A 22,048-nucleotide genomic window follows, 5' to 3' on the forward strand; every position below is an offset into this window, starting at 1 on the left:
CGGTCTGAATTGATTCGCAGATTCTCGCCGGGTGCGGCCATTCAAAACCTCATCAATTGCGGGGCGTCCCCCTCCCCCTCGAGGGGAGGGTGGCCGCGAAGCGGTCGGGTGGGGTCGGCTGACATACGCTCGACTTTTTCCTTGACCACCTGCGCGACATGCCAAGCGCTGTTTATGACATCGGGTTCGTCGACACGGAAGACCTCGAACCCAAGCGATCGTAGATACGCGTCACGAACGGCGTCGTGCTGCTTGCCCTTTTCGTGCTCATGCAAATCGCCGTCGACTTCAACAATCAGCTTTGTAGAAAAGCAGGCAAAGTCAACGATATAGGGCCCAATCGGACATTGTCGGCGAAACTTGATTCCGTTTGGTTTCAACTCACGCAATTCATACCAAAGAAGGGATTCGCCTTTGGTCGCGTGAACTCGAAGCGCGCGCGCCTTTTGGCGCATTTCGAAGCTCACGCGGGTACGGGGCATCAGAAGCGACCTCGCGGCAAAAGATCACGTCGGCACCCGGTCGAACCGACCCCACCCGACCGCTTCGCGGCCACCCTCCCCTCGAGGGGGAGGGATATCGGCGCCCAGTTCTTCAATCGATCATCCTAAGCACTTCACGCACATGGTCGATCAGTTCGTTGATCTGGCCCTTGGTGATGATCAGCGGCGGCGACAGTGCGATGATGTCGCCGGTGGTGCGGATCAGCGCGCCGCGCTCGAACGCCTTGACGAAGGCCGAGAAGGCCCGCTTTGTCGGACTGCCCGCGATCGGCGCCAGTTCGATCGCGCCGATCAGGCCGATGTTCCTGATGTCGATGACATGCGGTTCGCCCTTCAGCGAATGCAGTGCATCTTCCCAGTAAGGCGCCAGTTCGTCGCCGCGCGTCAGCAGGCCCTCTTCCTTGTAGGTGTCGAGCGTGCCGAGTGCGGCCGCACAGGCGATCGGGTTGCCCGAATAGGTGTAGCCGTGGAAGAACTCGATCATGTGCTCGGGGCCGGTCATGAAGGCGTCGTGGATTTCCTTCTTCACGAACACCGCGCCCATCGGGATGACGCCGTTGGAGACGCCCTTCGCGGTGGTCATGATGTCGGGCGTGACGCCGAAATAGTCGGCCGCGAACGGCGCGCCGAGACGGCCGAAACCGGTGATGACCTCGTCGAAGATCAACAGGATGCCGTGCTTGGTGCAGATTTCGCGCAGCTTCTCGAGATAGCCCTTCGGCGGCAGAATGACGCCCGTGGAACCCGCGACCGGCTCGACGATGACGGCGGCGATGGTCGAGGCGTCATGCAGGGCGACGATACGCTCAAGCTCGTTGGCGAGCTCCGCGCCATACTCCGGCACGCCTTTGGAGAAGGCGTTCTTCTCCGGCAGATGCGTGTGCGGCATGTGGTCGACGCCGCCCAGCAACGTGCCGAACATCTTGCGGTTGGTGACGATGCCGCCGACCGAGATGCCGCCGAAATTGACGCCGTGATAACCGCGCTCGCGGCCGATAAGGCGGGTGCGCGACCCCTCGCCCTTCACGCGATGATAGGCGATCGCCATCTTCAGCGCCGTTTCCACCGATTCCGAACCGGAATTGGTGAAGAACACATGGTCCATGCCCTTGGGCGCGAGGTCGACCAGGCGGTTCGCGAGCTCGAACACGATCGGATGGCCCATCTGGAAGGCGGGTGCATAATCCAGCTCGGCGGCCTGGTGCTGGATCGCCTCGGTGATCTTGGGACGGCAATGGCCGGCGTTGACGCACCACAGGCCGGCGGTGCCGTCCAATACCTTGCGGCCATCGCTGGTCGTGTAATGCATGTCCTTGGCGGACACGAACATGCGCGGCGCCTGCTTGAACTGCCGGTTTGCCGTGAACGGCATCCAGAATGCGCTGAGATCGTTCGGCGTGACTTTCAGCCGGTTGGACATGACCAAGACTTCCCCTTGTAACCTGTTTCGCTGCGTCCAACGCTTGGTCTTTGCCGCGCTTTCATGCTACGCAAATTTTGACCGATTGGACAAACGTTAGCACCGCCATGTCGGCGGTCAATGGATTACTAGCGGAAATGCGGCTCCTGAAGTGCGTTCCACAGCTTAGGGAAAAACTGGTCCAGAGAATTGGTCCAGATGTCCTTGAATGCGAGATTTGGCAATACGAGGGTCCGCAACGGTGACCGCGAGCACGCAAGCCCCTCGCCGCACCCGCATCCAGCAGGAAAAGCGCGAACTGATCCTGGAGGCCGCGCTCGAAGTGTTTTCCACCAACGGCTTCCGCGGTTCGACCATCGACCAGATCGCCGAAGCCGCCGGCATGTCGAAGCCGAACCTGCTCTACTATTTCCGCCGCAAGGAAGACATTCACGAGACATTGATGGAACGGCTGCTCGAAACCTGGCTGGCGCCGCTGCGGGAACTCGACGACATCGGCGATCCGATGACTGAACTCAGGAGTTACATCAGGCGCAAGCTGGAAATGGCGCGCGACTTTCCGCGCGAGAGCCGCCTGTTCGCCAACGAGATCCTGCAAGGCGCGCCGCGCATCATGCCGCTGCTGGCGGGCGAGTTGAAGACGCTGGTCGACGAGAAAGCCGCCGTCATCAAGGGCTGGATGCGCGCCGGCAAGATCGCCCGGACCGATCCCTGGCACCTGATCTTCTCGATCTGGGCGACGACGCAGCATTACGCCGATTTCGATGTCCAGGTCCGCGCCGTGCTGGGGCCGAACCGTGGCGGCGACGGCCGCTTCGAGGACGCTGCCCGCTTCCTCGAGCAATTGTTCCTCGATGGGCTGAGGCCGAAAGGGTAACAGGCGAAATCATGTCTAGATTGGCCGAAGCGCACATTGGCTTCGTCATTCTAGGGCGAAGCAAGGAGCGAAGCGACGCGGCGCAGACCCTAGAATCCATGCCGCGACACATGAGCGCCGCTACGGTCAGAATTCTGCTCCGCTGCACTATACTGTCAAGGTAACGGCATGGATCCTCGGGTCTGCGCGTCCGCTTCGCTTCCGCTCCGCCCGTGGATGACGAAGTTGAGAGCGCGCCGGCAGATAACTTCACGCGCTGCGCCGTTCGGCCGGCATCGCCTCCAGCAGTTGTTGAAGTTTGGAGATCGAGTTCTGCTCGGCAAGCGGCGTGTAGACGATCAGCCGCATGTCCGAGCCGTCGTCGATCGACAGGCTCATATGCTCGAAGGCCATCAGGCCCACTGTGGGATGCCGGACATGCTTCACGCCAGTCAGCCTGCGCGCCACGTCGCGCCGGGGCCACCAGTCACGGAACTCGGGACTTGAACTCATCATCAGCGCGATCAGCCGTTCGAAATCCGGATCGCCGACATATTTGGCGCTTTCGGCACGAAACGAAGCAAGCACCACGCGGGCAAGTTCTTCCCAGTCGACCAGCAGGCGGCGATGCTGCGGGTTGGTGAACACCATGTGGACGATGTTTCTGCTATCACCCTCAAGGAGGCCGTAGTCGCCGAACACCGCCACGGCCGCTTCGTTCCAGGCAAGAACGTCCCAACGACGGCCGACGACATAGGCGGGCTGCAGCACCAGGCTTTGCAGCATGTGCAACAGCGTAGCGTCGACCTTTTCAGGTGCCGCCACACGACGCTCCGGCTGCTGGCGGCCGGCCAGGATGAACAGATGCCGCTTCTCCGCGGCGTCCAGGCGCAGCGCCTCGCAGAGCGCCGCCAGCACTTCCACCGAGGGCCGCACATCCCTGCCCTGCTCGAGCCAGGTGTACCAGGTGGTGCCGACACCGGCGATCATCGCCACTTCCTCCCGCCGCAGACCCGGCGTGCGCCGTCGCGGACCTGTCGCGATGCCGGTGGCCGATGGCGCCAGCCTTTCCCGGCGCGACCGCAGGAAGGCGCCGAGTTCGCGCCGGCGGCTCTCGTCGGCTGATCGGATGGAGGCAGAGGGAGCGTTCATACCGGCCATTATAGCAGTATTGATACCAGGATAAAGTTTGAACTGTTTGACATGGGCGAAGCGCTCCATCTTGCGTTCAGGGCAACAACAGGAGGCTCTGAACATGGAATTGAAAGACAAGACCATTCTCATCACCGGCTCGACCGACGGCGTCGGCCGCGTGGTGGCGCAAAGGCTGGGTGCCGCCGGCGCACGGGTGCTGGTGCATGGCCGCGATGCCACACGCGGCGACGCCACTATCGCCGCCATCGAAGCCGCCGGCGGCAAGGCCGAGTTTTTCGCGGCCGATCTCGCTTCGCTGGCGCAGGTACGACGCCTCGCCGAAGCCGTGCGCGCCAGCACGAGCCGCCTCGACATCCTCATCAACAATGCCGGCGTCGGCACCGCTGGCGACAAACGACAGACAAGCGCCGATGGCTACGAGTTGCGCTTTGCCGTCAATTATCTCGCCGGCTTCCTGCTGACCTCGGAGCTTCTGCCGCTGCTGAAGGCGAGCGCCCCGGCACGCATCGTCAATGTCGCGTCCGCCGGCCAGCAGGCGATCGATTTCGACGACGTCATGCTGACCCGCGGCTACAGCGGCGTGCGCGCCTATTGCCAGAGCAAGCTGGCGCAGATCCTGTTCACCGTCGATCTGGCCGGGCAGTTGGAAGGCAGCGGCGTCACCGTCAACGCGCTGCATCCGGCGAGTTACATGAACACCACCATGGTCCGCCAGGCGGGCGTCACGCCATGGAGTTCGGTCGAGACCGGCGCCGAGGCTATCTTGAATCTCGCCACCTCGCCCACGCTGGAAGGGCGCAGCGGCCTCTATTTCGACGGCCTGCAGGAGTCCTGCGCCGACGCCCAGGCCTATGACATCAAGGCAAGACAACAATTGCGAAGCCTGAGCCTCGAGCTTGTCGGGCTGGCTTTCCCTGAAACGAAGGAACAGCATTCATGACCAACAGAACCGAACACACGGTGATCATCGGCGGCTCATCCGGCATTGGCCTGGCGACGGCGCGCAAACTGCTCGGTCCCGGCATGAAGGTCACGATCACCGGGCGCAACCAGGACAAGCTCATCAGCGCCTGGAAAAGCCTTGGCGGAGCCGCCGACAAGGCGGCCTTCGACGCTTCGAAACCGGATGAAGTCCGCCAATTCTTCGAGCGCCTCGGCCCGTTCGACCACCTCGTTCTGGCGGCGAGCGGCGGCAAGGGCCTCGGTCCGTTCGAAACCCTCGACCTCACCGATATCGCCGGGGGCGTCAACGAGAAGGTGCGGCCTCAACTCTCCTGCCTGCAGGCCGCCTTGCCGACGCTGAACAAATCGGGGTCGGTCACCTTCATCTCGGCGGTATCGGCCCAGCTCGCCACGCCGGGCGTCGCCGGCATCGGCGCCATCAATGGCATGCTCCTGACCGTGGCGCCGATCCTGGCGGTCGAGCTGAAGCCGCTGCGCGTCAACGTCGTGGCGCCCGGCGTCATCGACACGCCATGGTGGGACTTTTTGCCCGCAGAGCAGCGGCAGGCGGTCTTTGCAGACTATGCGGGGAAAACGCCGGTCGGCCGCATCGGCCGCGCCGAGGACGTCGCCTCGGCGATAGCCTTCCTCGTCTCCAACAGCTTCATGACCGGCCAGGTGCTGACCTGCGATGGCGGCCTGCGGTTCGCGGCGTAAACGTTGGAGAGTTAAAGCGACTGCGCGATCAGCGTCAAAAACCCTCCGCTCAGCGCGACATTGCCGACGAAGCCATTGATGCGGGATGCACGCTCCGGACCCTGATGACCCCAGAAATTGTGGAACATCGGCGTCACGACGGTCAGGAACAGCACCAGCACCGCGCAGGCAATCGGCGTCCAAAAGCCGACCATCACCAGCACTCCCGCGATGATCTGCGCGACAATACCCACCCACAATGCCAGCCGGGCCTGGGGCACGCCACGCGCGGCCACCAACCCGGTTAGGAAATCCGCGTTCTGGATGTTGCGCAGGCCGGCGAAGGCAAAGGCACCGCCGAGCAGCAGGCGGCTCAGAAACAGCAAGGTCGAAGGCAAATCGACAGGCATCGAACTCCCCCTTTGAACAGTAGGGGCGCCGCCTTTCACCGGCGGCGCCCCAATAGATGTCCGGACTGTCAGGCCGCCTTGGCGGCCGGCATCGGATGAATGGCGTGGAACGGGACACAGAGCCGGTTCCAGGTGTTGATCATGCCGACCGCGACGGACAGCTTGACCAACTCTTCTTCCGAGAAATGCTCCAGCGTGCGCGCATAGAGTTCGTCCGGCACGCCGTTGTTGGCGACCAGCGTCACCGCCTCGGTCCAGGCCAGTCCGGCGCGTTCGCGCTCGGAGAACAGCGGCGATTCCTTCCAGGCGGCGACGAGATAGAGCCGCTGCTCGGTCTCGCCGTCGCGCCTGGCTTCGCGGCTGTGCATCTCCACGCAGAAGGAACAGCCATTGATCTGCGAGGCCCTGAGCTTGACCAGGTGCAGCAGGCTCACCTCCAGTCCACATTCGTCGACCGCCTTGTTGAGTGCCGACACAGCCTTCATGATCTCGGGCGCCTTGGCGAAGAACTGCAGCCTCTGTTTCATCGTCTTTCCTTTCACATCCTTGGGGAGGTTAATTTAGGCTTGGTTGGTTGAACTGGGTTTCTGCCGCCGTTGATGGCGCTCGACAAAGGCGCAGCTCGCGGCAAACGATCTGGGGTCGCCTTCCGCAGCGTAATCCGCCACGATGTCGGACAACTTCACCTCGGCGAGCGCTGCCCGGTAGGCGCGCTCCGCCTTGAGCATCGCGGCATTGATGCCGCAAGGTTTCACATAGGCGGAGGCATCGATCTTGACCGGACCGTTGCGGCGGATCTCGCCGCAGCGAAAAGCCGGCTCGCGCCCTTCGATGGCCAGCACGATGTCGAGCAGCGTGATGCGTTCGGCAGCCCGCGCCAGCCGGTAGCCGCCGGCGGGACCCGGCACCGATTCCAGAATGCCGGACGCCGTCAGCATGTTGAGGTGCTTCAGCAAATAGCTCGGCGACAGGCCGAAGGATTCCGCCAGCGCCGCGCCCGGCATGGTACTGTTGCCGTCGACGCTCGCCAGTGTCGCCGCGCAGTGGATGGCCGCCTCAACGCCCTCGCCCAGCTTCATAATGCTAGTCTCCAATTCGTAGATACATCATATCCTGGATAAAATTTATCTGCAATAAGAAAATGAAAAGGCGACGCCCGGAGAAGCCGCTTTTGAAAGGTTACCCCTACTCCGCCGCCACCTTGGCCATCGGGTTGTTCGGGTGGGTGGTCCAGTTGGCATAGACCGGCGACACAGGTCTGCCGGTGCGCTGGTCCAACGCGCCGGCCGCAAGCGGCTCCATGGTGATGCAATTGTCCACCGGGCAGACATTGACGCACAGATTGCAGCCGACGCATTCGGCCTCGATCACCTCGAAATGCCTGACGCCGTTGACCATGCTGGTGATCGCCTGGTGCGAGGTGTCCTCGCAGGCGATGTGGCAGCGGCCGCATTTGATGCAGGCATCCTGGTCGATATGCGCCTTGGCGACATAGTTGAGGTTGAGATACTGCCAGTCGGTGACGTTGGGCGTGGCGCGGCCGATGATGTCGTCGAGCGAGCGGTGGCCCTTCTCGTCCATCCAGTTTTCGAGGCCGGCGATCATCTCCTGCACGATCTTGAAGCCGTAGGTCATCGCCGCCGTGCAGACCTGCACATTGCCGGCGCCTAGCGCCATGAATTCGGCGGCGTCCCGCCACGTGGTGATGCCGCCAATGCCGGAGATCGGCAGGCCGCGGGTTTCGGGATCGCGGGCGATCTCGGCCACCATGTTCATGGCGATCGGCTTCACCGCCGGGCCGCAATAGCCGCCATGCGAACCCTTGCCATCGATGGTCGGCATCGGCGCGAAACTGTCGAGGTCGACGCCGGTGATCGAATTGATGGTGTTGATCAGCGACACCGCGTCGGTGCCGCCGGCATGCGCTGCCCGCGCCGGCTTGCGGATATCGGCGATGTTGGGCGTCAGCTTGGTGATGACGGGCATGCGCGTATATTGCTTGCACCAGCGCACCACCATTTCGATATATTCCGGCACCTGGCCGACGGCCGCGCCCATGCCGCGTTCCGACATGCCGTGCGGACAACCGAAATTGAGCTCGATGCCGTCGGCGCCGGTCTCCTCGACCAGCGGCAGGATCGATTTCCAGCTCTCCTCGACGCAGGGCACCATGATCGAGGCGATCAGCGCACGGTCGGGCCAATCCATCTTGACCTGCTTCATCTCGCGCAGATTGGTCTGCAAATCGCGGTCGGTGATCAGTTCGATGTTGTTGAGGCCGAGCAGGCGCCGGTCGGCACCCCAGATCGCACCATAGCGCGGGCCGTTGACGTTGACCACCGGCGGCCCCTCTTCGCCCAATGTCTTCCAGACCACACCGCCCCAACCTGCCTTGAAAGCGCGGATGACGTTGTAGGCCTTGTCGGTCGGCGGTGCCGAGGCCAGCCAGAACGGATTGGGCGATTTGATGCCGACGAAATTGTTTCTGATGTCAGCCATGACAGGTCCCTTTCAACGGAGACGAAGGAGCATTTCCACGGGTGCAAGACTGCCGCCTTCAAGCGCGGCGGTGAGATTGGCGATCTTGGTGCGGGCATCCTCGCCCATGATCAGGCCGACGCCGGGCGGCGGCTTTTTGCCCTCGGCCTGCGCGGCGGCCATGCGGGCACGCATGGTGGCGAAGAATTCGATGGCGAAAGCGCCGCGCGGGCGCTCGGCGATTACTGAAAAGCCGCAGACGGTGGCGGCGGCTCGATAATCAGCAGGCGTGGCGACGAACGACATGGTCGCGTCGGAGGCCCATGGCAGCGGATAGGTCAGTGCTCCATCCTTGAGCCGCATCACGTCATAGACGGCAAAGACACCGCCGGGCTTCAGCACGCGGGCGGCCTCGCTCATCAGCTTGGCCTTGTCGGGAAGGTTCATGCCGACATGCAGGATCATTGCCGCATCGAAGCTGGCCTTGGCGAACGGCATGTCCAGCGCGCTGCCTTGCACGAAGCGCGTCTTGCCGGCCATTCCCACCCGTTTCGACAGGCTGGTCGCGATATCGACATAGCTTTGGGTCAGGTCGATGCCGGTGACATCGGCGCCGGCATTGTTCGCGGCAAAACGGGCCGGGCCGCCGATGCCTGAACCGATGTCGAGAAGCCGGGCTCCAGGCTTCAGCCCCATCTGGTCGATGAGTTCCCTGGTGGCGGCCACGCCGCCAATGTGGAATTCGTCGACCGCTGCGAGATCGTCAGCGCTCAGATGGTCAATTTCCACGCCGGTGTCGGCAAGCGCGGCAAGAATCCGCTCCTCCAGGCCTGAAATCTCGTAGTGACGGGCAATGCCCGGTTCCACCGTGGCCATGGTCCTTATCCCTGGGTCAGGCTCCTGTGGATGCTTTCCGCCGCGTCGCGGCCTTGCGCCACAGCCGAAACGGTCAGGTCGTCGCCACCAAAAATGCAGTCGCCGCCGGCCCAGACCTTGGCCAGCGATGTGCGCCCTTCCGCGTCGACCTTGATACGGCCGGCTTCGAGATCGATCGACGCCCCGCTGCCGTTGAGTGCAGCCGGCACGAAACTCTGGCCGATGGCCTTGAACACCTGGTCGGCAACCAGCGTCAGCGTCTCGCCGGTGCCGGCAAGCCGGTCGCCGTCGAGTGCCGTGTATTCGAGTTCGATGGCACTGACCTTGCCGCCTTCGGCAATCACCCGCTTCGGCTGCAGCCAGTGACGGATGGTGACGCCATTGGCGGCGGCCAGGTCCTGTTCGAATTCGGAGGCGTTCATATGCTCCTGGCCGCGCCGGTAGCAGATCGTCACCTCCTCGGCGCCAAGCAGCTTCGACTGCACGGCGGCGTCGATCGCCGTCATGCCGCCGCCGATGACGACAACGCGGCGGCCGACCGGCAATCCGGAGAGGTCGCTGGCCTGGCGCAGTTCGGCAATGAATTCGACCGCGTTGGTGACGCCGGCGGCATCCTCGCCATCGGCGCGCAGCGCGTTGACACCGCCAAGCCCCATGCCAAGGAAAACGGCGTCGTAATTGCGGATCAGGTCGGAGAGCTGGTAATCGCGGCCGAGCGCCTTGCCATTCTGGATGTCGATGCCGCCGATCGCGGTGACATAGTCGACCTCGGCCTGGGCAAAGTTGTCGACGCTCTTATATGCGGCGATGCCATATTCGTTGAGGCCGCCCGCCTTCGGGCGCGCCTCCAGGATGGTCACGTCATGGCCATGGCGGGCGAGCCGGTGCGCCGCGGCAAGACCAGCCGGGCCGGCGCCGACGACGGCTACGGTTTTTCCTGTCGGCTCGGCGCGCGGATAAAATTGCCTGCTCTCGCTCATCGCGACATCGGTGGCGTAGCGCTGCAGACGACCGATCTGGACCGGCTTGCCTTCCGCAACCTCGCGCACGCAAACCTCCTCGCACAGCGTCTCGGTGGGGCAGACGCGGGCGCACATGCCGCCCAAAATGTTCTGGTCGAAGATGGTCTTGGCCGAGCCGATCGGGTTACCGGTCGAGATCTGGCGGATGAACAGCGGAATGTCGATCGAGGTCGGGCATGCGTTCATGCACGGCGCGTCGTAGCAGAAATAGCAGCGGTCGGATTCGACCAGCGCCTCGTGATGATCGAGCGGGGGATGCAGGTCGGAAAAATTATCCGCGTATTGGTCGGGCAGAAGCCGGCCGCCGACAATACCCTCTTTGAACTGGCCTTCTGGCATTCTCAGTTCCCCATGTTTTCGTTTTGGGGAAGGCTAGCACGTTTTATTTTTTTATCAATTGGTCAATTTTTGGCACAAACCGTTGAAAAGACTGGAAGAAAACATGATAGTGGTATTCATGTTATGATGACGGTGACACTGGGATAAGGCCGCCACCCCTGCCATTGCCATGGATAGACCTGATTTCGTCGGCGACCAATTGCTGCAGGCGCCACAGATTGCGGTCGCGAATGCCGAATTCCTCGAGGTGGCTGACGGTGTTGTAGAGATATTCGGCGCCCGATCCGATATGGCCACAGGCCCGCGCCAGCACCCGCGCCACCCGGTCCAGCGGCTGCCCGAGCGAAGTGCCCCTGCCCGTCACCCCGACCCAGAAACCCAGCGCCCGAAGATGCCCTTGCGCCGTACGCACCGAGACCCACCTGACCGAAGCGACGCTCTCATGATCGTCGATCTCGCGCCGCAACAGCCTTTCGATCTGAGCAGTCTTCTCCCCTTCCGGCAAACGGTAGATCACACCATCGCACCGCCCGCCGCGTTCGAGGGCCATCATCAGCCCAGGCTGCGCGACGCTGCCGCGCCAGCGAACCATGTCGATGCAGAACGAGCGGTGCCAGCCATGGGCGGTGGCACGCTGGCGTTCGACGGACTCGAAAGCCGGCTTCCAGATCAGCGAGCCATAGGCGAACACCCATAGCGGCCCCGCATCTGCTTCATCGGCGAGCCGCGCGGAAAGGACCCGGAAATCCTCGTCGCTCAGTTGCGTCCAGCCGCCGCTGGGCCCGGGATCGGCCTCGTCGCGATGGCACAGTGCGACAAGCTCGGCTGTAAGTGACATCTGCCGCATGGAACGACGACCTCCTCCTCGAGGCCAAGCAAAGGCGAAAATCGCAAGACACGCAAGATTGCCAAGAGGGTGCGCCTTGCCGTTCCCGATTTCCAGCCCAGATGTCGGATTTCCGTCGTCAAGATCGTCCTAGGATGGATCGAACGACGATCGGCGCACAAAGGTGAGGAGACCGACCATGCCACAATCCCCGATGCCCTTCTTCTGGTACGAACTGATGACATCAGACCTCGACGCCGCCGAGGCTTTCTACCCCGCCGTGGTGGGCTGGAAGGCCGAGCCCTTCGATAAGGCTCCAGGCATGCCGCGCTATGTCGTCATGAATGCCGGCGAGCGTGGCGTCGGCGGCCTGATGACGATGCCTCAGGATGCCGCCAAGATGGGCATGCCGCCCGCCTGGCTGGGCTACATCCACGCCAGGGATGTCGACGCGGCAACAGCGTCGCTGGAAAAGGCGGGGGGCGCCGTTCACCGCCAGCCCGACGACATTCCAGGCGTCGGCCGCTTTGCCGTCGTGGCCGATCCGCAAGGCGCGACCTTCATGCTCCTGCAGCCGAACGGCCCCGACCAGCCCGTCGTGCCGGCCAGCACGCCGGGCCATATCGGCTGGCATGAGCTTTATACGAGCGACTGGAAGGCCGCGTTTGACTTCTATTCCAGCCAGTTCGGCTGGGCCAATGCCGGCGAATTCGACATGGGGCCGATGGGCACTTACCAGACCTTTACCGCCGGCCCCGAATCCGGCGGTGGCATCATGAACAAGCCCGAGCAGATTCCGGTGCCGGTCTGGCAGTTCTATTTTAACGTCACCGGCATCGACGCGGCCGCAAAACGCGTCACCGACAATGGCGGCAAGATCCTGATGGGACCGATGGAGGTCCCCGGAGGCAGCTGGGTCGTGCAATGCCAGGATCCGCAAGGCGCGCACTTCGCTTTGATGGCGCCGGTGCGATAAGCGCCCGCGTCAACCGCTGATATCACGCTTGCTGGCGTCGACTTATTCCGGTGCCAGCACCGCGACCTTGAGGGTCTCTTTCTTGGCACCGCTGAACTGGACGGTGGCTTGGCCGGCCGCGAGCTTGAAGCGCACGCTTTTGCGGATGCCGGGACACGTCTTGACGCCGCTATAGCCGGACGATTTCACGGCTTTGCCGTCCTGGATAACATCGACCCAGGCCTCGCCCGACAGGCTGATCTGGATGGTCCCCTCCGGCGGCACCGCCACACTGGCGACAGCGCCGAATGTGCCTTCCGCAGGTGCGCGTTCGGGCGGCACCGCAAAGCCGGCCTTCTCGGCCGGCACCAGCGCCAGATCCGCGGCCGCCCCTACTGCCAGTATCGCTCCGGACGGCGTTGAGGGTGCCGTTGCAAACAGCGCCTGTTCGCGCGTCACCGGCCATCTGAAGGCCTCGCAGCCGGCGTCCTCGGCCATGGCTAAACTGGTACTCACAAGGATTGCGAACAGGCTGATGGCGACTTTTTTCATGGCAAGGGGACCCACATGTGAAGAGCATCCAAATCGACGCCTACAACCAATACAACCAAACAGGCAAAAATGCAACCTTTACGAGAACAATATGAAAGGCGGGGAACATTTCCAATCACCAATTGTTGATGGCTGGCCATGAGATGTGAATGGTCCACTGCCGGGCAATAACCTATGGCCGGTCCGAGAAGCCAAACGGAGTTTTGGATGAAGCTTTTCGATGGCCTTGCCAGATACCAGCCGCAGGCGCTTGGCGTTCTGCGCATCATGACCGCGCTGCAGTTCATCGAGCACGGCACGCAGAAACTGTTCAATTTCCCCGCCAGCGACCACGTAGCCAGCGCGTTGAGCGGACTGCCGCTAGCAGCCGGCATCCTCGAATTCGTCGGTGGCATTCTGCTGGCGCTGGGCCTTTTCACCCGCCCGGTCGCATTCCTTCTGGCCGGCGAAATGGCGATCGCCTATTTCATGGCTCACATGCCGCGCGACTTCTTCCCCGTCAACAACAGCGGCGATTCGGCGATCTCGTTCTGCTTCATCTTCCTCTATCTGGTCTTTGCCGGCGCCGGCGCCTTCGCGCTGGACAACCGCCGTAGCGCGTGAACCCCATGCGGGGGTGGTTCACCCCCGCATCCGTTCGAAATTCGCATCGAACAGCGGCGCCGCCTGGATTCGCGCCGCATGCCGTTTGCCGAGCAACTCGATTTCGAAGCCGTCGCTCTCCTCTGCGATCTCCTTCGGCACATAGCCGACAGCGACCGACTTCTTCGAATGATGGGCATAGCCGCCCGACGTCACCCAGCCGCGCACCGCGCCACCGAACCAGATCGGTTCGTCGCCGATGACATCGGCATCGTCGGCATCGACGATGAAGGCGCGCAGCCGCAACTTGCCGCCCTGTTTGCGCTCGGCCAGAGCCGCCGCCTTGCCGATGAAATCTGCGTCCTTGCCGTAGGCGACGAAACGATCGATGCCGGCTTCCAGCGGCCCATAGATCGGCCGGTATTCGCGCCCCCATGAGCCGTAGTTCTTCTCCAGCCGCAGCGCGTTGAGCGCGCGCGAGCCGAACAGACCGATGCCGAATTCCGCCCCCGCCGCCATCAGCGCCTGATAGGCGGCACGCTGATATTCCGGCGCCACCCAGATCTCGTAGCCGAGATCGCCGGTGTAGCTGACGCGGCCGACCAGGCACGGCGCCATGCCGACATCCATCTTGCCGACGGCCATGAAGGGAAATGCCGCGTTCGAGATGTCGGAGCGCGTGGCTTTCGCCAGCACGTCCCTGGCCTTGGGGCCGGCAATCGACAGGCCGGTAAGCTTTTGTCCCAGCGCTTCGATATGGACCGAGCCATCGTCGGGCAGATGCTGCTCGAACCAGCGCATGTGATATTGCTCGGCAATGCCGGAGCCGGCCAGGAACCAGCCCGCTTCTTCCCGACCTTGGGGGCTGAGATTGGCCAGCGTGAAATCGCCGATCAGCCTGCCGTCGTCCTTCAGCATCGGGGCGAGCGTCATCCGGCCGGGCTTCGGCAGCTTGCAGGCGAGCATCCGGTCGAGCCAGGCCGCGGCCCCCTCGCCCGTCACCTTGTATTTGGCGAAGCTCGATATCTCCGACAAGCCGACGCCTGCGCGAACCGTCGCGACTTCGGCGGCGACATGGCTGAAGTCGCTCGAGCGCCGCCATGAGAACTCGTCCTTGACGCCTTCCGGCGCGTACCAGAGCGGCACTTCCAGCCCGTAGGCGACGCCCCACTGCGCACCCTTGGCCGACAACAGGTCATAGACGGGCGTCGTCTTTAGCGGCCGCCCGGCCGGCAGTTCCTCGTTGGGGAAGCGGATCGAAAAACGCCGGGAATAGTTTTCGCGCACCTTGGCGTTGGTGTAGGCCATCGTCGCCCAGTCGCCGTAGCGCGCAACATCCATCGCCCAGATATCGGCGCCGGGATCGCCCTCGATCATCCAGTTGGATAGCGCCAGACCAACGCCACCGCCCTGGCTGAAGCCGGCCATGACGCCGCAGGCGACCCAGAAGCCCGGCAGGCCGCGCACCGGCCCGACCAGCGGGTTGCCGTCGGGCGCGAAAGTGAAGGGCCCATTGATGATCTGCTTGATGCCGGTGTTCTGGAAAGCCGGGAAATGCCGGAAACCGACCTCGAGCGACGGCGCGATGCGGTCGATATCCGGCGCCAGCAATTCATGGCCGAAATTCCACGGCGTCTGGTATTCTGACCATGGTCTGTTGGCTTTCTCATAGGTGCCCATCAGCATGCCGCCGCGTTCCTGGCGCAGATAGAGTTCGCCGTCGAAATCGACCGCATGGATGATTTCGGTGCCGGTTTTCTGGTTCCAGGCGGCAACCTCCGGCATGTCCTCGGTGATCAGGTACATGTGCTCCATCGCCAGTACTGGCAGTTCGAGCCCAACCATGCGGCCGACCTCGCGCGCCCACAGGCCGCCGGCATTGACGACATGCTCGGCCACCACCTCGCCCTTGTTGGTGATGACGCGCCACAGCCCGTCGGGACGGCGCACGATATCCTCGACCTTGGTGAAGCGCTCCACCTCGGCGCCGAGTTTTCGTGCCGCCTTGGCATAGGCGTGGGTGACACCGGAGGGATCGAGGTGGCCGTCCTCCTTGTTGCGGACGGCGCCGACGAACTGCTTGGGATCGAGCAGCGGCATCAGTTCGGCCGCCTCTTTCGGGGAGATTTCCTCCAGCTCGATGCCGAGATAACGGCCCTTGGCGACCACCCCGCGCAGCCAGTCGAGCCGCGCCTCGGTGGCCGCCAGAAGCACGCCGCCGGTCAGGTGGACGCCGGTTGCCTGGCCCGACAGCTCCTCGATCTCCTTGTAGAGGTTGATGGTGTATTTCTGCAGCTTGGCGACGTTGGGATCGCCATTGATCGTGTGCATGCCGCCGGCCGCGTGCCAGGTCGAGCCCGAGGTCAGCTCGTCGCGCTCCAGCAGCACGACGTCGGTCCAGCCATGACGGGCGAGATGGAACAGCACCGAACATCCGACGACGCCACCGCCGATGACCACGACCTTTGCATGCGATTTCATGGTTCTTCTCTGATATCAGTTAGTTGGATGGGTGGGATGATTCAAAACGGGACGTTCGTGGCGCATCACGGCTCGCCCTGTCCGATCGCTTCCTTGCGCTTGGCCACATAGGCCTCGAGCGCTTCGCGCACGGCGATGTCCATCACCGGCTCGACATAATCCTCCAATGCTTTCTTCCACAGCCGCGTCGCGCGCGCGGTCGCGTCGAGGCCGCCGGCCTCCTGCCAGGCCTCGTAATTCTGCCAGTTGGAGAGCATCGGCTGGTAGAAGGCGGTGGCGTAGCGCTCCAGCGTGTGCGGCTCGCCGAAGAAATGGCCGCCGGTCGGCACCGCGCCCAGCGCCTCGACGGCAAGTTCGGCCTCATCGACCACGATCGGGCGCAAAAACTCCATCATGTGCTGGATCATCTCGACGTCGATGATGAATTTCTCGAACGAAGCCGTCAGCCCGCCCTCCTGCCAGCCGGCGGCGTGGTAGACGAGATTGCCATGGCCAAGCACCGCGCCCCACAACGCCATCAGCGTCTCATAGGCGCCTTGCGCGTCGGCGGCGTTGGAAGCCGAACCGGGCGTCGTCCGGTATGGCAGGCCATAGCGGCGCGCCAATTGACCCGAAGCGATGTTGGCCTTGGTGTTTTCAGGCGTGCCGAAGGCCGGCGCGCCCGACTTCATGTCGACATTGGAGGTGAAGGCGCCGTACATCACGGGCGCGCCTGGCCGCACCAGCTGCGTCAGCACGACGCCGAACAGCGCCTCGGCATTCTGCTGCGCCAGCGCCCCGGCCAGCGTCACCGGGCTCATCGCTCCCATCAACGTGAACGGTGTCACCGCAACCGACTGCCCGTACTCGGCCATGGTCATCAGCCCCTCGGCCATCATCTCGTCGAAGCGACGCGGCGAGTTGACAGAGATGATGGTGGCAATGCCGGGATCATCAGCCATCTGGTCCAGCGTCATCCCACGCGCGATCGCCATCATCTCGATGCCGTCCAGCGCCCTGCCCCGGCCGATCGCCGAGACATGAAAACTCTTGTCGGTCAGCGTCAGATTGGTGAAGTACGTATCGAGATGGCGTGAGTTGGCCGGCAGTTCGACGGGGGCGCAGACCTGGTTGCCAAGCATGTGGACGCAGTTGAAATGCTGCGCCAGCCTGGTCAGATCAGCATAGTCGCGCAGATTGCCGGCACGGCGGCCCCGCTCCATGTCATGCACATTGGGAGGACCCGCAACCAGCGTGAAATTGATGGTGTTGCCGCCGAGATGGATTGTGTTGGCTGGATTGCGTGGGGTCAGCGTATAGCCGGACCGCGTTGTCTTCAGCGCCTCGTCGATCATGCCGCGATCGACGCGCACATTGGCCGAGGCGTGATCGACCTTGGCGCCGGCCTTCTCGAACAGCGACAGCGCACGCGGGCTCATCACCTCGATGCCGAAATTCTCCAATATGTGCATCGACGCCTGATGGATCGCCTCGATCTGGTCTGGTGACAGCAAGGCCATCGGCGGATAGGGATTGATCACCCGCCTGGGCCGCAGCTGTGCGATGGGCGCTGGCCCCCGGTTGCTGGTACGCTCGGCGCCGCGCTTGCGTCTTGGTTCGGTCATGCCGGCATCAAAGCTTCGGTAAACCGCGCAAGCTGTCAGAAATGCGCCGTTTACGGGCGTGATTTTAGCCAAGGCGGCATATGCTCAGCACGACTTTATAAAAGGCGACAATTGGCGTCGGAATACAGCTATGGCATTTTCACCTGACCGTGCCGACGAGGCGTTAACAGCGGCAGCAAGATTCCCTTTATGATTTCGGCCTATTGCTCATCCAATGCGTTGGTCGAGTTTTAGTAAAATTGTAGCGGTTGGCGTGCTGCTGGCACTTTCGGCCTGCGCCACGGCACCCAGTCACATCAACAATGTCTGCGCCGTCTTCGATCAGAACGATGGCTGGTTCGACAATTGGCAGTCGGGTGCCGAGCGCGCCTCACAGAAATATGGCGTGCCGGTGCCGGTGCTGATGGCGACGGTGCGCAAGGAATCCGGCTTCAAGAGCAACGCCCGGCCGCCGCGCACCAAACTGCTCGGCTTCATTCCGTGGAAACATGTCTCCTCGGCCACCGGCTTCTCGCAGGCGCTGGACGGCACCTGGTCGCAATATCAGCGCGAAACCGGCAACTGGGCGGCGCGGCGCACGAGATTCGCCGACGCCGTCGACTTCGTCGGCTGGTATCATTCCAAGACAGCCGACACATATGGCGTCGCGCGCAACGACACCTACAACCTCTACCTCGCCTATTACCTGGGCTGGACCGCCTATGGCCGCGGCAATCGTGGCGATGCCGGCGTCCAGGGCTACGCACGGGCCACCGACAAGATGGCCCGCGACTATGCTGTTCAGCTGCAGCAATGCGGGAGCTGATGTCCTGTCCGCGCTAGTGCGGCTTTGTCGTGTCCTTCGGTTTTGAATCACCGGTTTCCGACACCTCGTCGCGGACTTCGTGGCGACGGGCCCGCGAAACGGCGTCCGCCTCCTCGGCGGCCTCCCCGATCGCGTCGGCCTCAGCACCCGCTACCTTGCCATGTGGCCGCTTCGGCGGGTCGCCGGCAAAGCCCGGACCTTCGCCATGCGGCGCGTCGTCAGGCACGCCTTCATGGGCGGCATGTTCCCTGTCGAACTTGATCACCGGCTCCATGGTCTTGAGCACGTCGTCGGAGAGCCAGCACAGGCTCATATGGCCATCGCCGAGGTTCTTGACCGGCGGCACCTTGGTCTCGCACAGATTGTCAGGCACCAGCTTCTTGTAGCCGCAGCGTGTCTGGAACGGACAGCCGGACGGCGGGTTCATCGCCGAGGGGATGTCACCTTCCAGCACGATGTGCTTCTTGACCACGCTGGTGTCGGCAATCGGGATCGCCGAGAGCAGCGCCTCGGTATAGGGATGGTAGGGCGGCGCGAAGATCTGGTCTGTCGTGCCTTGCTCGACGATATAGCCGAGATACATGACGACGACGCGGTCGGCGATGTAGCGCACGACCGAGAGATCGTGGCTGATGAACAGCATCGTCGTCTTGTTCTTGCGCTGGATGTCCATCAGCAGTTCCGTCACCGCCGCCTGCACCGAGACGTCGAGCGCCGAAACCGGCTCGTCGGCCACCACGACCTTGGCGTCGCCGGCGAAGGCTCGCGCCACGCCGATACGCTGCTTCTGGCCGCCGGAAAGCTGGCGCGGCTTGCGGGTTTCGAACGCCCGCGGCAGTTTCACCAGGTCGAGCAGTTCCAGCATGCGCTTGCGCCGGTCGGCGACGGTCTTGCCGACATTGAATTTTTCCAGCGTCCGGATGATCTGCGACCCCACCGAATGGCTGGGGTTCAGCGTGTCGAACGGGTTCTGGAACACCATCTGGATCGACGACACGGTGTCGACGCTGCGCTTCTCGATGCCGGTCGACTGGATTTCCTTGTTGCCGAGCGTGACGCTGCCGGAGCTGGCGGTTTCCAGCCCGAGCAATACCTTGGCAAGCGTCGACTTTCCGCAGCCGGATTCGCCGACGATGGCCACGGTCTCGGATTCGCGTGCCATGAACGAGATCGTCTCGTTGGCCTTGACGACGCGGCCTTCGCTCGAGCCGAACACCTCGCTGCCGCCGACCTTGTAGTATTTCCGCAGGTCCTCGATCTTGAGTACTGGCGCACCGGGCACGACGCGCTCATTCACCTTCTTGGCGCCGGGCGGCAATGCCTCCCAATCGATCTCGTTGAAGCGCACGCAGCGCGAGAAATGGCCCTCGTGTCCGGCGACTTCGATCATCGGGATTTCGGCGGCGTTGCAGACGCCCTCGACGAAATGGTGGCAGCGCGGGCCGAAATTGCAGCCTTTGGGCCGTTCGTGCGGCAGTGGCAATTGTCCCGGGATCGAGATCAGCGGCCGCGAGTTCTTGTCGGCGCCAGGCAGCGGGATCGAACGGAACAGCCCCTGCGTATAGGGGTGGCGCATCCGGTCGAAGACGTCCTTGATCTTGCCGGTCTCGACCGCCTCGCCCGAATACATCACCGTGATGCGGTCGCAGGTTTCCAGGATGAGGCCGAGATTGTGCGACACGAAGATCATCGAGGTGCCGAACTTCTCGCCCAACCCCTTGACCAGATCGACAATGCCCGCTTCCACGGTCACGTCGAGCGCCGTCGTCGGCTCGTCGAGCAGAAGCAGCGCCGGCTTCGACAGCAGCGCCATGGCGATAACGATGCGCTGCTGCTGGCCGCCGGAAAGCTGGTGCGGATAGGAGCGCATCATGCGCTCGGGATCGGGAAGCTTGACCGAGCGCACCATTTCGAGCGCCCTGGAGTAGGCCTCTTTCGTCGACACCTTGTCGTGGATCAACGGCACTTCCATCAGCTGCTGGCCGATCTTCATCGCCGGATTGAGGCTGGCCATCGGCTCCTGGTAGATCATGGCGATCTTGTTGCCGCGGATGGCACGCAGCTCCTCGTCGGAGAGCTCGCCCATGTCCTTGCCCTGGAACTTGATCTTGCCGCCGACGATCTTTCCGATGTTGGAGAGGTCGCGCATGATGCCGAGCGACACGGTCGACTTGCCGCAACCGGATTCGCCGACGATGCCCATCGCCTCGCCCGGCATGACCGTGCAGGAAAAGTCCATGACGGCCGGTATCTCGCCCTTGCGGGTGAAGAAGGAGATCGAAAGGTTCTCGATCTCGATGATCGGCTGTGCCGGATTTCGAACTGCCTCGTTCATGGGTCGCTCCAATCCTTATTCTTGGCCAAGTGGGATCTGAGACCCCGCCGTCAATCCTTCATCGATTGCTCACGCAGTGAGTCGGCGAGCAGGTTGAGACCCAGCACGAACGACATCAACGCGATCGTCGGCGGCAGCGCCGGATGAATAAAGGACCGCAGCAATCGGCTGGCATCCTTGATCGCCGTACCCCAGTCCGGGCTCTCGGGCGCAAGGCCCAGGCCGAAGTAACCCAGCGTGCCGAGCAGTATGGTGGTGTAGCCGATGCGCAGGCAGGCATCGACAATCAGCGGCCCGCGCGCATTGGGCAGGATCTCCCACAGCATGATGTACCAAGGCGATTCACCGCGCGTCTGCGCCGCCGCCACATAGTCGCGCGTCTTGATGTCCATCACCAGGCCGCGCACGATGCGGAACACGCCAGGGCTGGAGGCGAACACCACCGCGACGAAGATATTGAGCTGGTTGGGATCGATGTGGACGATGTGCAGCGGGTCCCTGTCGAAGACGAGGCCGAGGTAGATCCAGCCGCCTATGATCAGTGTCAGGCCGAGCAGCACATAAATCCGGTCGGGCCGGTTCTTGTAGCGCGTCCAGAACAGCACGCTGAAGAAAATGATCGGAAACAGGAAGAAGACGCCGGCCAGCGCATAGGGGATCGGCGTGTCCATGATGCCCGGCGTCACCAGCAGGTAGAACAAGAGGATCACCGGGAAGGCCAGCACGAGGTTGGCCAGGAACGACAGGATGGAATCGATCTTGCCGCCGTAGTAGCCGGCCGGCAGGCCAAGCGTGATGCCGACCATGAGCGCGAAACCGGTCGCGGCGGGTGCGATGATCAGCACGATCTGGCTGCCATAGACCATGCGCGAGAACACGTCGCGGGCGAGCTTGTCGCCGCCGAAGAGGTAGACGAGCCCCGATTGCGGTTCGATGGCGCCCGGCAGCGTGTCCTTCATGATCGGGATCTGGCCGAGCGGATCGAAAGGCGAGATGGTCGAGGCGAAAATCGCCGTGAACAGCCAGAACAGGCAGATGAACACGCCCGCTATGCCGACGCCGCTGTCGAACAACTGGCCGTAGAGCGCCAGCTTCTTCTTGTAGAGAAAGCTCGCCCCCATGACGATGGCGAGCGCGGCCCAGACCGGCCAGAAGCGCCAGAGCACTTCGAGGACGATGGTGGAGGCGCCGATATATTGAGCTTGCATGCG

The 22,048-nt window shown here is 63.1% G+C and carries 21 protein-coding genes; 6 read left to right on the forward strand and 15 right to left on the reverse strand.

Translation table 11 applies throughout. The features are described 5' to 3' along the window. Positions 1–41: 41 nt before the first annotated feature. Both LB516_RS13880 and LB516_RS13885 read right to left on the reverse strand, forming a co-directional pair. Positions 42–482, reverse strand: coding sequence for an endonuclease domain-containing protein (locus tag LB516_RS13880; protein WP_140873291.1), 441 nt, complete (start codon positions 480–482; stop codon positions 42–44). Positions 483–594: 112 nt separating this feature from the next. Further along, positions 595–1,923: an aspartate aminotransferase family protein gene (locus LB516_RS13885; protein WP_015317155.1), complete on the reverse strand. Its 1,329-nt coding sequence runs from the start codon at positions 1,921–1,923 to the stop codon at positions 595–597. 208 nt (positions 1,924–2,131) lie between these two features. On the opposite strand from LB516_RS13885, the gene LB516_RS13890 reads away from it, so the two are divergent. Further along, positions 2,132–2,800 (forward strand): TetR family transcriptional regulator C-terminal domain-containing protein, encoded by a 669-nt coding sequence (locus tag LB516_RS13890; RefSeq protein ID WP_263484663.1) that lies wholly within the window; start codon positions 2,132–2,134, stop codon positions 2,798–2,800. A gap of 249 nt (positions 2,801–3,049) precedes the next feature. On the opposite strand, the gene LB516_RS13895 is transcribed toward LB516_RS13890, so the two are convergent. After that, complete coding sequence (locus tag LB516_RS13895; RefSeq protein WP_224719755.1) at positions 3,050–3,931, reverse strand: helix-turn-helix transcriptional regulator; 882 nt, start codon at positions 3,929–3,931, stop codon at positions 3,050–3,052. A gap of 103 nt (positions 3,932–4,034) precedes the next feature. Between LB516_RS13895 and LB516_RS13900 the strand changes: the two genes are divergently transcribed. Both LB516_RS13900 and LB516_RS13905 read left to right on the forward strand, forming a co-directional pair. Further along, positions 4,035–4,874: an SDR family NAD(P)-dependent oxidoreductase gene (locus LB516_RS13900; protein ID WP_224719756.1), complete on the forward strand. Its 840-nt coding sequence runs from the start codon at positions 4,035–4,037 to the stop codon at positions 4,872–4,874. Beyond that, complete coding sequence (locus tag LB516_RS13905; protein ID WP_224719757.1) at positions 4,871–5,593, forward strand: SDR family oxidoreductase; 723 nt, start codon at positions 4,871–4,873, stop codon at positions 5,591–5,593. The genes LB516_RS13900 and LB516_RS13905 overlap by 4 nt, the downstream gene beginning before the upstream one ends. A gap of 11 nt (positions 5,594–5,604) precedes the next feature. Here LB516_RS13905 and LB516_RS13910 read toward each other — a convergent pair whose 3' ends face one another. From LB516_RS13910 to LB516_RS13940, 7 genes are all read right to left on the reverse strand, one after another. Then, positions 5,605–5,982: a DoxX family protein gene (locus tag LB516_RS13910; RefSeq protein WP_224719758.1), complete on the reverse strand. Its 378-nt coding sequence runs from the start codon at positions 5,980–5,982 to the stop codon at positions 5,605–5,607. 68 nt (positions 5,983–6,050) lie between these two features. Beyond that, positions 6,051–6,509 (reverse strand): carboxymuconolactone decarboxylase family protein, encoded by a 459-nt coding sequence (locus LB516_RS13915; RefSeq protein WP_224719759.1) that lies wholly within the window; start codon positions 6,507–6,509, stop codon positions 6,051–6,053. Between the two features lie 33 nt (positions 6,510–6,542). Further along, on the reverse strand, positions 6,543–7,061 hold the full coding sequence (locus LB516_RS13920) for an RrF2 family transcriptional regulator (RefSeq protein WP_015317148.1): 519 nt from the start codon (positions 7,059–7,061) through the stop codon (positions 6,543–6,545). A gap of 106 nt (positions 7,062–7,167) precedes the next feature. Continuing rightward, entirely contained in the window at positions 7,168–8,481 is a 1,314-nt protein-coding gene (gene preA, locus LB516_RS13925; RefSeq protein ID WP_140615544.1) for an NAD-dependent dihydropyrimidine dehydrogenase subunit PreA, read from the reverse strand. A 12-nt stretch (positions 8,482–8,493) separates the two neighbouring features. Next, a complete protein-coding gene (locus LB516_RS13930) occupies positions 8,494–9,336 on the reverse strand; it encodes a class I SAM-dependent methyltransferase (protein ID WP_140665315.1) in 843 nt (280 codons plus the stop codon). A gap of 5 nt (positions 9,337–9,341) precedes the next feature. Further along, positions 9,342–10,697: an NAD(P)-dependent oxidoreductase gene (locus tag LB516_RS13935; RefSeq protein WP_015317145.1), complete on the reverse strand. Its 1,356-nt coding sequence runs from the start codon at positions 10,695–10,697 to the stop codon at positions 9,342–9,344. A gap of 121 nt (positions 10,698–10,818) precedes the next feature. Next, complete coding sequence (locus tag LB516_RS13940) at positions 10,819–11,544, reverse strand: gamma-glutamylcyclotransferase (protein WP_224719760.1); 726 nt, start codon at positions 11,542–11,544, stop codon at positions 10,819–10,821. A 178-nt stretch (positions 11,545–11,722) separates the two neighbouring features. Here LB516_RS13940 and LB516_RS13945 point away from each other — a divergent pair, with 178 nt between their 5' ends. After that, positions 11,723–12,499 (forward strand): VOC family protein, encoded by a 777-nt coding sequence (locus LB516_RS13945; RefSeq protein WP_015317143.1) that lies wholly within the window; start codon positions 11,723–11,725, stop codon positions 12,497–12,499. A 42-nt stretch (positions 12,500–12,541) separates the two neighbouring features. Here the strand turns inward: LB516_RS13945 and LB516_RS13950 are convergent, their stop codons facing one another. After that, a complete protein-coding gene (locus LB516_RS13950; protein WP_140714517.1) occupies positions 12,542–13,030 on the reverse strand; it encodes a hypothetical protein in 489 nt (162 codons plus the stop codon). A gap of 207 nt (positions 13,031–13,237) precedes the next feature. On the opposite strand from LB516_RS13950, the gene LB516_RS13955 reads away from it, so the two are divergent. Continuing rightward, positions 13,238–13,633 carry a DoxX family protein gene (locus LB516_RS13955; protein ID WP_140615534.1) on the forward strand — a complete coding sequence of 132 codons (396 nt, stop codon included), beginning with the start codon at positions 13,238–13,240 and terminating at the stop codon, positions 13,631–13,633. Between the two features lie 18 nt (positions 13,634–13,651). Here the strand turns inward: LB516_RS13955 and LB516_RS13960 are convergent, their stop codons facing one another. Together LB516_RS13960 and LB516_RS13965 are read right to left on the reverse strand one after the other, a co-directional pair. After that, complete coding sequence (locus LB516_RS13960) at positions 13,652–16,093, reverse strand: FAD-dependent oxidoreductase (protein ID WP_140714515.1); 2,442 nt, start codon at positions 16,091–16,093, stop codon at positions 13,652–13,654. Positions 16,094–16,158: 65 nt separating this feature from the next. Continuing rightward, a complete protein-coding gene (locus LB516_RS13965) occupies positions 16,159–17,697 on the reverse strand; it encodes a trimethylamine methyltransferase family protein (protein WP_140714513.1) in 1,539 nt (512 codons plus the stop codon). A 214-nt stretch (positions 17,698–17,911) separates the two neighbouring features. Between LB516_RS13965 and LB516_RS13970 the strand changes: the two genes are divergently transcribed. After that, positions 17,912–18,502 (forward strand): transglycosylase SLT domain-containing protein, encoded by a 591-nt coding sequence (locus tag LB516_RS13970; protein ID WP_224719761.1) that lies wholly within the window; start codon positions 17,912–17,914, stop codon positions 18,500–18,502. 13 nt (positions 18,503–18,515) lie between these two features. Here the strand turns inward: LB516_RS13970 and LB516_RS13975 are convergent, their stop codons facing one another. Next, positions 18,516–20,837, reverse strand: coding sequence for an ABC transporter ATP-binding protein (locus LB516_RS13975; protein ID WP_141907094.1), 2,322 nt, complete (start codon positions 20,835–20,837; stop codon positions 18,516–18,518). A 50-nt stretch (positions 20,838–20,887) separates the two neighbouring features. Next, a complete protein-coding gene (locus LB516_RS13980; protein WP_224719762.1) occupies positions 20,888–22,045 on the reverse strand; it encodes an ABC transporter permease in 1,158 nt (385 codons plus the stop codon). Positions 22,046–22,048: the final 3 nt, after the last annotated feature.

The organism is Mesorhizobium sp. CO1-1-7 (assembly GCF_020164885.1).
Taxonomy (GTDB): Bacteria; Pseudomonadota; Alphaproteobacteria; order Rhizobiales; family Rhizobiaceae; genus Mesorhizobium; species Mesorhizobium australicum.

Coding starts and splice junctions, on each gene's coding strand:
- LB516_RS13970 (WP_224719761.1), top strand. CDS start 17,912: ATGCGTTGGTCGAGTTTTAGTAAAATTGTAGCGGTTGGCGTGCTGCTG.
- LB516_RS13905 (WP_224719757.1), top strand. CDS start 4,871: ATGACCAACAGAACCGAACACACGGTGATCATCGGCGGCTCATCCGGC.
- LB516_RS13880 (WP_140873291.1), bottom strand. CDS start 482: ATGCCCCGTACCCGCGTGAGCTTCGAAATGCGCCAAAAGGCGCGCGCG.
- LB516_RS13900 (WP_224719756.1), top strand. CDS start 4,035: ATGGAATTGAAAGACAAGACCATTCTCATCACCGGCTCGACCGACGGC.
- LB516_RS13890 (WP_263484663.1), top strand. CDS start 2,132: ATGCGAGATTTGGCAATACGAGGGTCCGCAACGGTGACCGCGAGCACG.
- LB516_RS13920 (WP_015317148.1), bottom strand. CDS start 7,061: ATGAAGCTGGGCGAGGGCGTTGAGGCGGCCATCCACTGCGCGGCGACA.
- LB516_RS13955 (WP_140615534.1), top strand. CDS start 13,238: ATGAAGCTTTTCGATGGCCTTGCCAGATACCAGCCGCAGGCGCTTGGC.
- LB516_RS13945 (WP_015317143.1), top strand. CDS start 11,723: ATGCCACAATCCCCGATGCCCTTCTTCTGGTACGAACTGATGACATCA.
- LB516_RS13980 (WP_224719762.1), bottom strand. CDS start 22,045: ATGCAAGCTCAATATATCGGCGCCTCCACCATCGTCCTCGAAGTGCTC.
- LB516_RS13935 (WP_015317145.1), bottom strand. CDS start 10,697: ATGCCAGAAGGCCAGTTCAAAGAGGGTATTGTCGGCGGCCGGCTTCTG.
- LB516_RS13960 (WP_140714515.1), bottom strand. CDS start 16,093: ATGAAATCGCATGCAAAGGTCGTGGTCATCGGCGGTGGCGTCGTCGGA.
- LB516_RS13930 (WP_140665315.1), bottom strand. CDS start 9,336: ATGGCCACGGTGGAACCGGGCATTGCCCGTCACTACGAGATTTCAGGC.
- LB516_RS13965 (WP_140714513.1), bottom strand. CDS start 17,697: ATGACCGAACCAAGACGCAAGCGCGGCGCCGAGCGTACCAGCAACCGG.
- LB516_RS13950 (WP_140714517.1), bottom strand. CDS start 13,030: ATGAAAAAAGTCGCCATCAGCCTGTTCGCAATCCTTGTGAGTACCAGT.
- LB516_RS13910 (WP_224719758.1), bottom strand. CDS start 5,982: ATGCCTGTCGATTTGCCTTCGACCTTGCTGTTTCTGAGCCGCCTGCTG.
- preA (WP_140615544.1), bottom strand. CDS start 8,481: ATGGCTGACATCAGAAACAATTTCGTCGGCATCAAATCGCCCAATCCG.
- LB516_RS13975 (WP_141907094.1), bottom strand. CDS start 20,837: ATGAACGAGGCAGTTCGAAATCCGGCACAGCCGATCATCGAGATCGAG.
- LB516_RS13940 (WP_224719760.1), bottom strand. CDS start 11,544: ATGCGGCAGATGTCACTTACAGCCGAGCTTGTCGCACTGTGCCATCGC.
- LB516_RS13895 (WP_224719755.1), bottom strand. CDS start 3,931: ATGAACGCTCCCTCTGCCTCCATCCGATCAGCCGACGAGAGCCGCCGG.
- LB516_RS13915 (WP_224719759.1), bottom strand. CDS start 6,509: ATGAAACAGAGGCTGCAGTTCTTCGCCAAGGCGCCCGAGATCATGAAG.
- LB516_RS13885 (WP_015317155.1), bottom strand. CDS start 1,923: ATGTCCAACCGGCTGAAAGTCACGCCGAACGATCTCAGCGCATTCTGG.